This window comes from Hymenobacter glaciei (assembly GCF_039539585.1).
In the GTDB taxonomy this organism is placed as follows: Bacteria; Bacteroidota; Bacteroidia; order Cytophagales; family Hymenobacteraceae; genus Hymenobacter; species Hymenobacter glaciei.
In genome coordinates, this window is sequence record NZ_BAABDK010000016.1 from 249,405 (window position 1) to 260,597 (window position 11,193).

The 11,193-nt window shown below is 63.1% G+C and carries 9 protein-coding genes; 5 read left to right on the plus strand and 4 right to left on the minus strand.

Annotated elements, in window-relative coordinates; genetic code table 11:
* Positions 1 to 515: 515 nt before the first annotated feature.
* Entirely contained in the window at positions 516 to 2,570 is a 2,055-nt protein-coding gene (locus ABD837_RS10005) for a sensor histidine kinase (RefSeq protein ID WP_345053598.1), read from the minus strand.
* Positions 2,571 to 3,054: 484 nt separating this feature from the next.
* Here ABD837_RS10005 and ABD837_RS10010 point away from each other — a divergent pair, with 484 nt between their 5' ends.
* Complete coding sequence (locus ABD837_RS10010) at positions 3,055 to 3,705, plus strand: hypothetical protein (RefSeq protein ID WP_345053600.1); 651 nt, start codon at positions 3,055 to 3,057, stop codon at positions 3,703 to 3,705.
* A gap of 296 nt (positions 3,706 to 4,001) precedes the next feature.
* Positions 4,002 to 5,945: a RecQ family ATP-dependent DNA helicase gene (locus ABD837_RS10015; RefSeq protein ID WP_345053602.1), complete on the plus strand. Its 1,944-nt coding sequence runs from the start codon at positions 4,002 to 4,004 to the stop codon at positions 5,943 to 5,945.
* A 6-nt stretch (positions 5,946 to 5,951) separates the two neighbouring features.
* On the opposite strand, the gene ABD837_RS10020 is transcribed toward ABD837_RS10015, so the two are convergent.
* Complete coding sequence (locus ABD837_RS10020; protein WP_345053604.1) at positions 5,952 to 6,497, minus strand: GAF domain-containing protein; 546 nt, start codon at positions 6,495 to 6,497, stop codon at positions 5,952 to 5,954.
* Positions 6,498 to 6,818: 321 nt separating this feature from the next.
* Entirely contained in the window at positions 6,819 to 7,124 is a 306-nt protein-coding gene (locus ABD837_RS10025) for a rhodanese-like domain-containing protein (RefSeq protein WP_345053607.1), read from the minus strand.
* A gap of 211 nt (positions 7,125 to 7,335) precedes the next feature.
* Between ABD837_RS10025 and ABD837_RS10030 the strand changes: the two genes are divergently transcribed.
* Positions 7,336 to 9,678 carry an endonuclease gene (locus tag ABD837_RS10030; RefSeq protein WP_345053609.1) on the plus strand — a complete coding sequence of 781 codons (2,343 nt, stop codon included), beginning with the start codon at positions 7,336 to 7,338 and terminating at the stop codon, positions 9,676 to 9,678.
* A 221-nt stretch (positions 9,679 to 9,899) separates the two neighbouring features.
* On the opposite strand, the gene ABD837_RS10035 is transcribed toward ABD837_RS10030, so the two are convergent.
* Complete coding sequence (locus ABD837_RS10035) at positions 9,900 to 10,175, minus strand: GNAT family N-acetyltransferase (RefSeq protein ID WP_345053611.1); 276 nt, start codon at positions 10,173 to 10,175, stop codon at positions 9,900 to 9,902.
* Between the two features lie 134 nt (positions 10,176 to 10,309).
* On the opposite strand from ABD837_RS10035, the gene ABD837_RS10040 reads away from it, so the two are divergent.
* Together ABD837_RS10040 and ABD837_RS10045 are read left to right on the plus strand one after the other, a co-directional pair.
* Positions 10,310 to 10,753, plus strand: coding sequence for a hypothetical protein (locus tag ABD837_RS10040; protein WP_345053614.1), 444 nt, complete (start codon positions 10,310 to 10,312; stop codon positions 10,751 to 10,753).
* Positions 10,754 to 10,797: 44 nt separating this feature from the next.
* A complete protein-coding gene (locus ABD837_RS10045; protein WP_345053616.1) occupies positions 10,798 to 11,070 on the plus strand; it encodes a hypothetical protein in 273 nt (90 codons plus the stop codon).
* The last annotated feature ends 123 nt before the right edge of the window (positions 11,071 to 11,193 follow it).

Below are 11,193 nucleotides of genomic sequence, written 5' to 3' on the forward strand. Positions count from 1 at the left end.
ACCATTTTTCTGCCGAACGGCACTGTCGTGGAAAGGATTACCCACCGGCCGCCGCAAGCGTCTTACCGCTCGCTAGACGTTACCACTACCGACTTGGTTTATCACCACGCAATGCGGGACCAATCGTTTCCAGGCGACAGCCTGTACACCGTGACTCGTTCCTATACCCGCCAGGGCAATACCCTGCTCGTGGTTCCTTACCCGGGAATCGAGTCTGGACCTGTGCGCATCTTCCGGCTCACCGGGCAGCATTTAACCTTGCGGTCGGAGGTACGATTACCTGGGGCCCCTTATACCAGAGTGGACTTGTCCTTTACCAGGTAATGCGAGTCGGTCGTCAAACGCCATTTCACCAAACGGCGCTCGTTTACCTTCGTACCGTTTCAGTAAACACTTATAGCCGTGGTTAGCAGACTAGTCGTCCCCTTGTTGGAATGGGGCCTAATCCATTAGCAGGTGGCCAGATAGCAGAAATGCGCCTCATAGCAAGGACAACGACTAACGGGCGCCTGTAATCACAAGGGAAGTGCGGGCGTCAAGGGCCCAACGGCCGTCGGGGGGAGCGTGATGGTGAAAGTGGTCCCGACGCCCGCTGTGCTCTGCACGGTGATGGTGCCACCCGCGTTTTCCACGATGCGCTTGACCATGTACAGGCCGATGCCAGAGCCCTCCACGTGGTCGTGCAGGCGATGGAACAGGCCAAAGAGCTGGCCCTGCTGGCCATCGGTCAGGCCGAGGCCGTTGTCGCGCACGTCGAGCACCACCGGCCCGTCTTCGGTGCTGCGGCAGCGCAGTCGCACCTGGGCGGGGCGGGCAGGGTCGCGGTACTTGAGGGCATTGCTGAGCAGGTTGTACACGATGCTGCGCAGGTTCTTCGGCGCGAAGGACACCCGCGGGCAGCTGGCCACGTCCACCTCCAGGTGGGCGGCGCTCGCGCTGAGCTGCTGGGTCAGGTCGAGGCGGATGTCGTCGACGAGGGTGGCCAGGTCCACCGTCTCGGCGGGCTGGGCACCGGCCCGCTGCAGTTTGGTCAGGTCCGTGAGCTGGGCAATGGTCAGCTGGAAGCGGTCCACGGCCTGCTGCATCCGCTCGAGCAGCGGGGCCACGCCGGGGGCGTGCAGCAGCGCGGCCGGCAGTTCTTCCTGCAGGGCGTGCAGCAGCCCTTCGAGGTTGGTGATGGGGGTTTTGAGGTCGTGCGAGGCCGTGTAGATGAACGTGTCCAGGTCGTCGTTGGTGGCCGTGAGCAGGCGGTTGCTTTCGCTCAGAGCCTGGCTGGCCTGCTGCTGCTGCTGCCGGGCCAGCACCTGCGGGGTCACGTTGAAGGCGAAGACGGAAACGCCGGCGACGTGGTCGGCTTCGCGGAAGGCCTGGTAGGTAAAATTGAAGTACTCCACATGTTCGGGCGCGCCTTTGGCCGGGGCCGCCACAAAGGGCATTTCGGCGCCGAAGTAGGTTTCGCCGGTTTGGTACACGCGGTCGAGCAGGTCGACAAAGCCCTGCGCCTGGAGTTCAGGGACGGCCTTCGCCAGGTCGTGGCCCACGAGCGCCCGGCCCGGAAACAAGGCCTGGTAGGCCGGGTTCACGTATTCGAACCGGTGGCCGGGCTGACGCAGCAGGGCCACCAGCGCCGGCGTTTGCTCGAACACTTCGTGGAAGGTGTCGCGCTCGTGCAGCTGCTGCCGGGCGGCGGCCAGCACCTCGGCCTGGAGCGCCTCGGTGTGCTGGCGGGCTTCCACTTCCTCCGTGACGTTGTAGGCGAAGATGGACACGCCCGCCGTGCGGCCGTCCTCTTCGTAGGCATCGAAGGAAAAGGTGAAGTAGTGCCGGGAGGCTGGTTCGGTCCCGACGGCGAGGGTCAGGGCCTGCTCGACCCCAAAAAAGGAGTTGCCGCTCGCGTACACCCCGTCGAGCGCGGGCACCACCGCCTGCGCGAGGGTGGCGGGAAAGACCTCGGCCAGCGGGCTGCCGAGCGGCAGCCGGCGGCCCGAAAAGAGCTGCTCGAACGTGGGGTTAGAGTATTCGAAGGCGTGCGCCGGGCCACGCAGCACGCAAATAGCGGCGTGCGTCCGGCCCAGGTAGCGGGCCAGGGTGGCGCGCTGCCGCTGGGCGTCGGCCCGGGCCACGGTTTCGGCGGCCTGGCTGGCGCGCAGAGCGGTTTCCACGGCGGCACACGGGGTGCTGGTGAGGTCGGTGAAACTGGCCGCCAGCTGCTTGCCCTGGCGCCGGGCGGCCACGCGGAAGGAGTGGTCCAGCTCGTCAGCCGTGTAGCTCACCTCGAAGTGGTCGGCTACGCCGGTGGCAAACACACGGGCACAGAAAGCCAACAGGCCATTTTCGCGGGCGTTGGGGAAGAGCGTCAGTAAGGTTTCTTCGGACTGCTCCGCCTGCGCTGGCTGCCCCAAGAACTGCCGGCCGGCGGGGTTAAGGTACGCGCAGGCAAAGTCCGTGACGGCGGCCCCGTCGGCGCCGTAGCGGGGGCGCAAAAGAGCCAGCGCGGTGAGGGAAACGTCCAGCAGGGCCTGGAGGTCAGCAGTGGAGGGGGTCGACCGCCCGGCCGGAGTGGAACGCATAGGGAATCGTAAAGGGAAAAGGCGGGTGCCCACCAATGGGGGTACTGTTCGAACAGTAGCTAAAGTACTAACGCTGCAGCACTCACGCGGCGCCTGAGCAAAAGCCGAACGGGCTTGGAAAGGTTTGAGCCTTCTTCCTGCAGCCGTAAGCGTTTGGCCGTGCTTGCTCGGTTGGTACGTACCACCCTGCAGGGGGTGAGTAAAGCGCCTAAGCTTGGGATGACCAGTTAATCTTCCGCTTAGCGCTGACCATCTTCCCGCCGCAGGAAGGCGCCAAGCACCGCACATCCGATTTCTAGTTGGTTGGCAGCGCTTTCGACGTTCGGGAACGACGCAGGGTCTACCATTTTACCCTCCAATTCTGAACAGCGCGCGTTTACCTTGCCACCGTTTTGCGTGAACGGGAAGTAGTGCCGGGAAAATCTCTTTTGCAACAAGAATCCTGTAAAGCAAACGCCAAGGCACCGCCCGATACCTTTACGCTATGCTCTCTACCACCATCCCCCAGCCTGTTACCTGCGCCGAAAGTTGGGATGCAATGGCCCCCACTGACGTGGGCCGGCACTGCGCCAGCTGCCAAACGCAGGTCGTCGACTTTACCTGCATGAGTGATGGGGAAGTAGTCGCCTTCCTGAGCCAGTATAGCCCGGAACGCAGATGCGGCCTGTTTCGGGAAGACCAAGTGGGCCGGCCCCTACTAGCGGCGGCGCAGCCCCTAACCGGGTGGCGGCGGTGGGCGGTGACGATGGGGTTGCTGCTGTGGTCGGTGTTGGGGATGAAGGCGCGGGCCCAAGGTGCGAAGCCAGGGGCTACGGCTACCAAGCCCACACACGCCACCATTCCCGACAGCTTGTTTCTGATTCAGGGGGTGGTAAGGAACTGGCTGGGTATCCCCAAAGCCGGGGCGTGGGTGAAGATGAGGGGCGTTCGGGATAGTACGGATGCCAGGGGCCATTTTCGGTTTTTGCTACCCAAACGCGAGTTTGGCTTGGCGCACCACCTGACCGTGACTTATTGGAAGGAGAGCTATGGAAGAAACCATCTAGGGGCAAGAGTGCGATTCGATTCAACTCGTGCCAAGCTCTACCACATCACGTTGAGAAAAGTAATCAACCGAAATCCTGGATTTTTCTAGGCCCAGCAGCTTAGGGGGGTTCTGGGCTTCGACGCGGGCCACTAAGGTCTGCAGCTATCCTCCTTTCTCTGAACCGCTGCCCATAGGGCCTATCAGCTTAGCGAAGCCGCCCTACTGCCCATATCGCGTTTAAGAAACTCGTTTACCATTCTAAGTTTACGAAATGCTGCAATGAGATGAGTTTCGCAAACTCGTGCCGAAAGCTACTCCCAGCTCCAGAACCATTTTCTACAGCAACATAAAGGCAGTTCGGCAAGCATCCATCAGCTACTGACGGCTGGCCGTAACTTCGCCCCATGTCCTCCTCCCATACCGAAGCCTCCCCCCTGGCCCTGCTGAAGGAGCATTGGGGGCACACGGCTTTTCGGCCGGGGCAGGCGGAAATCATCGATTCAGTCCTGCGCGGGCACGATACCCTGGCGCTGCTGCCCACCGGCGGCGGCAAGAGCATCTGCTTCCAGGTGCCGGCGCTGGCGCGGCCAGGCATCTGCATTGTGGTGTCGCCGCTCATTGCCTTGATGAAGGACCAAGTGGACAACCTGCGCAAGCGCGGGCTGAAAGCCGAGGCCATTTACGCGGGCATGAGCCACCAGGAAATCGACCACGCGCTGGATAACTGCGTGTACGGCCGCAGCGTGAAGTTTTTATACGTGAGTCCCGAGCGGCTGCTCACGGAGCTGTTCCAGGTGCGGGCAGCCAAGATGAACGTGGGCCTGCTGGCCGTAGATGAGGCGCACTGCCTCTCGCAGTGGGGCTACGATTTCCGGCCGCCTTACCTGCGCATTGCTGAGCTGCGCGACAAGCTGCCGCCCGGCACGCCGGTTATTGCCCTCACGGCCACGGCTACGGCGCAGGTGCAGGCCGACATCGTGGAGAAGCTGAAATTTGGGCCGGGCGCGGGCGTGTTTCGGCAGAGCTTTGCCCGGCCCAAGCTCTCGTACTCGGTGCTGCACACCGAGGACAAGCTGCGCCGGCTGCTGGAGGTGGTGCGCGGCGTGGGGCCCAATAAAACGGGCATCGTGTACGCCCGCACCCGCCGCCAAACGGAGGACACGGCCGCCTTTTTGCAGCAGCACCGGTTTGCCGCGGCGGCCTACCACGCGGGCCTGCCAGCCGACAAACGCACCAAAGTGCAGCAGGACTGGATTGCCGACAAAGTGCGCCTGATTGTGGCCACCAACGCCTTCGGCATGGGCATCGACAAGCCCGACGTGCGCCTCGTGGCCCACCTCGATGCGCCCGACACCCTGGAGGCCTACTACCAAGAGGCAGGCCGCGCCGGCCGCGACGGGCAGTATGCTTTTGCTGTGCTGCTGGCCGGCCCAGCCGATGCCGACGAGCTGCGCCGCCGCAGCAGCCAGTCGTTTCCGCCCCTGGATACGGTGAAGCGCGTGTACCAGGCGCTGGCCAACTACTCGAGCACGGCAGTAGGAGGCGGCGAGCTGGCGGCGTTCGATTTCGACCTGCAGCAGTTTGCCGAAACCTACCGCATCAAGGCCGTAGATGCCCATAATTCGTTAAAAATTCTGCAGCGCGAAGGCTTCGTGCAGCTGAACGAAGCGGTGAACCAGCCGGCGCGGGTGCACCTCATCATGAGCCATCAGGATTTATACGCCTTCCAGGTGGCCAATGCCCAGCACGACCAACTGATAAAAGCCCTGCTGCGGCTGCACGGCGGTGAACTGTTTGTTGATTTCCAGACGATTTCGGAGAACTCGCTGGCCACTCACCTGCGCCGCAGCGTGGTGGAAGTGCGCCAGCAGCTGCGCTACCTGCACACGGCGGGCATTCTGCACTACCAGCCCAAGCAGGAAGCCCCGCAGGCCATGTTTACCACGCCGCGCTTCGATGCGCCCAAGCTGCCCCTCGACCAGGTGAAGATGACGGCCGCCCGCGACCTGGCCCGCGCCAAAACCCACGCCGTGGGCCAGTACCTGGGCGGCTCCCGCTGCCGCCAGATATTGCTGCTCACGTATTTTGATGAGGCCGACCTGGCCCGCTGCGGAGTGTGCGATGTTTGCCTGACCGATAAAAAAGCCGCCCAAGCAGCTGCACAAGCGGTTTCGCTGCGCGAGCCCCTGCTGCAACAGGTGCACCAAACCACGCCCACGCCGCGCGAGCTGCTGGCCGCGTTTCCGCCCGCGCAGGCGGCAGCCGTGACGGCCGCGGTGCGCGAGCTGGTAGACCGCGGCGAGCTGGCCTACGCCGCCGATGGGCGGCTGGTGCTGGCTGCGCAATAACAGCGGCTAGGTAACATCCCGGCCATCCATGTACGCCTGCACTACGGGCAGCAGCAGGTTCACGGCACCATCCAGGTACGCACGTTCGGCAGCCGTCCAGTGGCGCGGGTGGCCAAACACACAGGGCTGCAGAATGCCCCAGAGCTGGCCGTTTTCGGTGATGTGCGCGTGTACCAGCGCCCGGTGACCGAAGGTGCGGCGCTCGAACTCCTGGTTGAGCACCTCGGGGCCGGCCTCGGTCACGTCATCGACAAAAACAGAAGGGCGGCAGGCGAGCGCAGCCCGGAAGAGTGGGTCTTCCTTCGGCAGGTCGCCGGCGTCGTCCTGCCAGGGGTGGCGCGGGTCGGGCACGGCCTCATCGAGGCGCCACACCAGGGCAATGCGGCCGCGGGCTTGGGTCGGGTTGCGCACGTAGAGGAAGCAGCGGTCGGCGCGCAGGTGCGGGCCCACCAGGTCGAGGGCGGTTTGCAGGCGGGCTTCGGGAGTGGCATCGGCAGCCAGGGCGGCGCGCAGTTCGGCGAGAGGTTCGGGCTGGGGCATGGCAACGGGCATAAACAAGGCGAGGGAGTAGCAGGCGTACGCAGAATGGCCGGCCGCGGCTGCCCGGCGCCAGGGCGCAACCCTTCGTGATGGCGCTACTTTGCTTCTGGCCTGTTTTTCAAACTTCCTCCAAGCCTCAGGGAAAATTTCTCAGATTATGACTACACCCCAGCGGGGCGCCAGGCCTGGCTGCTCCTGCTGTACCCAACGATGTTGGCCGTTTCCCGCCATAGCCCCGGCCCGGCAGCTTAATACTGGAACAGCAGCAAAAGAAGAACGTCCTGTTGCGCGCAACAGGACGTTCTTGTAAACTGACATACCGAAGTGGCGCGGCTAGTTACCGCCGGCCGAATACTCGGTGAAGCCGCCGAGCAGGTTGCGCACGTTGGTGAAACCCTGCTGGGTGAGGAAGGCTTTGGCCTGGCCCGAGCGGCTGCCGCTTTTACAATGCACGATGATTTCCTGCTCCTTCCAGCTGTCGAGGTCGTCGAGCTTGTCGGGTACGGAGCTGAGGGGTATGTTCTGAGCGGTGGGAATGCAGCCTTCCTCGTGCTCCCAGGGCTCGCGCACATCGATGAGGTGAGGGGTTTCGCCGGCTTGCAGGCGCTGGCGCAGTTCGGTGGTGGTGATATCAGCCATGGATGGGGCGGTGATGATGGGGGACTTGAAGCGCACGAAAGTACACCCGAAGCCTGTTTGATTTCGTAAGGGGCCGGCAGCCTGCAGCATGCGGCTATCTGCTTATATTTGTTGCTTCCCCTACGGCCTGGCTTAATAGCCGGCGGCGTTCTGGCCTGCTCATTCAACCTCCTACGTTTTCAAGTTCCTTATTCTAAATTTTTCCATTTTTATGAAGCACGTTTTCTCGAAGCTGCTGCTAGTGCTGGCCTTGTCGCCGGTCGCGCTGCGCGCCCAGGTGTTCCCGGCAGTGCCGGCCGCCCCACCTGCCAACCTGCAAGGCCAGGGCCTGCGCGACTGGCTGCGCACCAATTGGTACGACGGCAAGCGCACGGTGCTCTCCTACTCCGCAGCCCGGGCCAAAATGTATAACTACGCCGACAACTACAACAACTCGGTGACGTGCGTGTACTCGGGCTATAACACGCCGGTTCCGCTCGACTTCAACAGCTCGAGCACCTCGTCGGCGGCCAACATCAACTGCGAGCACACCATTCCGCAGTCGTGGTTCACCCAAGCGGCGCGCATGGTGTCCGACATGCACCACCTCTACCCCACCTACATTCAGTGGAACTCGAACCGGGGCAACAACCCCTTCATCGACATTCCCGACGCGTCTACCACCATCTGGATGCGGAACACCACCTCCCAGAGCACCATACCGGCCGCCAACATCGACGAGTACAGCGAGGCCACTTCTTCGGTGTTTGAACCCCGCGAAGACCACAAGGGCAACGTGGCCCGCACGGCGTTCTACTTCTACACCATGCACGACACCCAGCCGGAACTCATTGCCACCGGCCACCAAAGCATCACTTCCCTCGCCCCGCTGGCTACCCTCTACGCCTGGCACCTGGCCGACCCGGTCGATGCCCGCGAGCGGGAGCGCAACCGCCGCGCGGCCGCCAGCCAGGGCAACTACAACCCCTACATCGAGTACCCCGAGCTGGTAGCTCAGGCGTACGGCTTGGCTCCGGCCGGCCCTACGTTCAGCTTCGCGGCTGGCACCGGCAGCATTATCGAAGGCAACAGCGGCACTACCACCTACACCTTCACAGTGAACCTGTCGCCAGCTGCTACTACGGCCACTACCGTGCAGGTAAGCTTGGACGCGGCCAGTTCGACGGCCACCAGCGGCACCGACTTCACCTTCGTGTCGCCCACTACCGTAACCTTCCCGGCCGGCAGCACCTCGCAAACCGTGACCCTGACCGTGACCGGCGATACCCAGCCCGAAGCCGACGAAACCGTGGTACTGACCCTGACCAACCCCAGCACCGGCAACAGCGTGGGCAGCGCCAGCACGCACACCCTCACCATTACCAACGAGGACGGGCAACCGTTAACCCTAAGCTTTGCCTCGGCTAGTGGGACCATCCAGGAGGGTAATACCGGCACCCGCACCTACACCGTAAACGTCACGCTCTCGGGCGGGCCGGTACCACCGACTATGGTAGCGCAAATCAACGTGGATGCGGCGAACAGCACGGCGAACAGCCCCAGCGACTACACACTTAATACAACTAGCGTCTCCTTCTTCAGCGGCGGCCCTATGACGCAGCCGGTGACTGTGACCGTGAACGGCGATGCAACCTACGAACCCAGCGAAACAGTACGCTTGGTATTCGGCCCAGTCGCGCCCGTACCTGTTGTCTTCGGCCCGCCCAGCACGCACGTTCTCACCATCGTGAACGACGATGCGGCTCCGGCCGGCTCCCCCTGCACCAAGCCCTATTTCACGCAGTACGCCGAGTCGGCTACGGGCAACACCAAAGTGGTTGAAATCTACAACCCCACGTCGGCCCCCATGCCGCTGGCCGGCAAGCGCGTGGTGCTGTATTCCAACGGCGCTACTACTGCTACTGCCACCCTGGCGCTGGCGGGCATCATTGCCCCCGGCGACGTGTACGTAGTGGCGAACACCGGCGTGACCGACCCCGGCGTAGCGGCCCAGACCGATGTGCAGAACAGCGTGGCCTTCTTTAACGGTGACGACGCCATCGCGCTTTTTGATGGCACCGATACGCTTGATGTGATTGGCGTGATTGGCCAGCAGCCCACCTCGTGGACGGTAGCCGGAGGCGGCTCGACCCTGAACAACACCATGGTGCGCCTGCCCAACACCACCCAGGGTGGCCGCTGGAACGGACCGTACGGCTCCGCTACCTGGACCGGCAACGGCGTAGATAACTACGCCGGCGTGGGCAGCTACACCAGTGCCGGTTGCTTCGTGGCGCTGGCCAGCCGCGCCGCTACAGTTCTGCGCAACACCCTCGAAATTTACCCCAACCCGGCTTCCGAAACCGTGCAGGTACGCCTGCCCGGCGTGGCCACTGCCCGCACGACCACCGTGCAGGTGCTCGATATGCTGGGCCGGCCCGTGCGCCAGCGCACCGCCCAGCTTGGCGGCGCCGAAACCGTAGCGGTAGACCTGCGCGGCCTTTCGGCCGGCATCTACGCCGTGCGCGTGCAGACCGCCGAGGCCGAGTACACCGGCCGCGTGGTAGTGCGGTAGTAGTAGCCCACTGGCTTTGGCGTTAGCAAGGGGAGCACAATACGGCCATCCTTGCTCTTTATGCAGAACCGCTGCGACATAAAAAGCCCCGACACTGCACAGTGTCGGGGCTTTTTATGTAAAAAAACCGGCTTGTCCCATTGCCCCGATGGTCGCTTTTCGGAAAGACGACTACCGTTGGCCGCGCGACATACCGGCCTTCTCGATGAGAGAGCCGGAGGTTAGGCCAGAATATCGGCGTACTCGGCTTGGTGCTTCTTCACGAAGCTCGCCATGAAGGTGCAGCTGGTCTTCACCTTGAGCTGGTGCTTGCGGGCGAAGTCCAGGCCGGCGCGGGCCAGCTCGTCGGCCAGGCCCCGGCCGCGCAGGGCTTCATCAACAAAGGTGTGGGTGAAGTCGACAACGTCGTCGCTGGGCCTGGTGTAGGCCAGCTCGGCGGGGTGGCCGTCCTGAGTGGTAGTAAATTCCTGGTTAGTACTGTCGTGCTGAATAGACATGAGCAAGGGTGCTGAAGGGTAACAACTGTGGGCTATACGCAAAAATGAACGGCCGCCGCCAATTTGCGTACAGGGATATACCCAGCCGGGCACGGCCCGCCTGGTTTTTTAGTTTTTACTTCATTCTTCCCCGCATGGATACGCCCACATCCCCCCTTTCGCCTGCTAACGCCCCCCTTTCCAGCGACCAGCAGGAGCGCGCCGCTACCACCCGTCCCAATCCCAACGACCCCGCTGTATCGGCTTCCAGCCCCAACTACGGCGAGTTCGGGCACGCCGCTGGCAACGCCCCCACCAACGCAGGCCCCGGCCGCAGCGGTGCCAACGACAATCCCGACGAGTTTTCGGAGTTTAACGACCGCGAGGCCGAAGCCCAGAACTCTCCCGATAACCCGGAGGACCAGCCCGGCCACGTCGAGCAGAACCAGAACCCGGCCGCGGTGCGCAACGCCCAGGGTAAGGACGACGAAACGCAGCAGGCCGCCTGGGCTGCCGACGACCCCCGTTATGCCGGTGGCGGCACCCACAACACCCGCGACGAATCTGCCGACGCTAACTACCCTGCTAAAGACGAGTAGGTAACGGCCTCCGGTCACATATCTTTCACCCAGCACCCCTCCCAATGTCCCCCGACAACCCCAATACCTTCGACGAGCAAGCCAACACCGAAGACGGCGCTTCGACCCCTATGCTCAACGCCGCTACCTACGGCCAGCAGCTCGACGACAACAACGCCTCAGGCCAGGAGAAATCCGACGAGATGGACGATTCCCTCCGGTCCGACACGCAGTCGATGACCAACCCGGGCCCCGCCCCAGCTTCCGACGAGAACCTGCCCCGCGAGCTAACTAACCCCAGCGACCGCGCCTTCACCTTGCCCGAAGAGCACAGCTAAGCGCACCGGCTCGGCAAACCGATTTTTAGACTTCCATCCCGCGGGGTGGAAGTCTTTTTTTGTGCCCTTTTCTGGCGCTTCGTTGGCAAAGCGCGCCCCCATTTGATTAAAGCAGCACATAAT

Coding starts and splice junctions, on each gene's coding strand:
- ABD837_RS10005 (WP_345053598.1), bottom strand. CDS start 2,570: ATGCGTTCCACTCCGGCCGGGCGGTCGACCCCCTCCACTGCTGACCTC.
- ABD837_RS10010 (WP_345053600.1), top strand. CDS start 3,055: ATGCTCTCTACCACCATCCCCCAGCCTGTTACCTGCGCCGAAAGTTGG.
- ABD837_RS10015 (WP_345053602.1), top strand. CDS start 4,002: ATGTCCTCCTCCCATACCGAAGCCTCCCCCCTGGCCCTGCTGAAGGAG.
- ABD837_RS10020 (WP_345053604.1), bottom strand. CDS start 6,497: ATGCCCGTTGCCATGCCCCAGCCCGAACCTCTCGCCGAACTGCGCGCC.
- ABD837_RS10025 (WP_345053607.1), bottom strand. CDS start 7,124: ATGGCTGATATCACCACCACCGAACTGCGCCAGCGCCTGCAAGCCGGC.
- ABD837_RS10030 (WP_345053609.1), top strand. CDS start 7,336: ATGAAGCACGTTTTCTCGAAGCTGCTGCTAGTGCTGGCCTTGTCGCCG.
- ABD837_RS10035 (WP_345053611.1), bottom strand. CDS start 10,175: ATGTCTATTCAGCACGACAGTACTAACCAGGAATTTACTACCACTCAG.
- ABD837_RS10040 (WP_345053614.1), top strand. CDS start 10,310: ATGGATACGCCCACATCCCCCCTTTCGCCTGCTAACGCCCCCCTTTCC.
- ABD837_RS10045 (WP_345053616.1), top strand. CDS start 10,798: ATGTCCCCCGACAACCCCAATACCTTCGACGAGCAAGCCAACACCGAA.